The sequence below is a fragment of the Salinivibrio costicola subsp. alcaliphilus genome, from assembly GCF_001996185.1.
In the GTDB taxonomy this organism is placed as follows: domain Bacteria; phylum Pseudomonadota; class Gammaproteobacteria; order Enterobacterales; family Vibrionaceae; genus Salinivibrio; species Salinivibrio costicola.
In genome coordinates this window covers 1-251 of sequence record NZ_MUFR01000210.1, presented here as the reverse complement: position 1 = coordinate 251, position 251 = coordinate 1, and the positions used below count along the sequence as shown (strand labels likewise).

Here is a 251-nt window from a genome sequence, read left to right as displayed (position 1 = left end):
ACCATACGTCCATCAATGATGGAGAAGAATGGTGTTGTCGTATAGCGAGAATCTTGCTCTAACGAAATAATGCGAAGAGGAGAGTCACCAATATCATCCTCCAACCTAACTAGTCGTCCATCCATAAAACTTTTGACTGTATATTTATGCCAATCAAATCTTGGCTCAACTCGCGCATCATCAGCTCGCTCAAATTTACCCGGTAAGTCCATCACATCAAAAAATTCATCCGGCTCGGTCATATAGGCTTC

Annotated in this window: 1 pseudogene; it reads right to left on the bottom strand. The window is 42.2% G+C overall.

What is annotated here, in order from left to right:
* A pseudogene (locus BZJ21_RS16525) lies at positions 1-251 on the bottom strand (glycosyl hydrolase family 26); the annotation flags it as partial.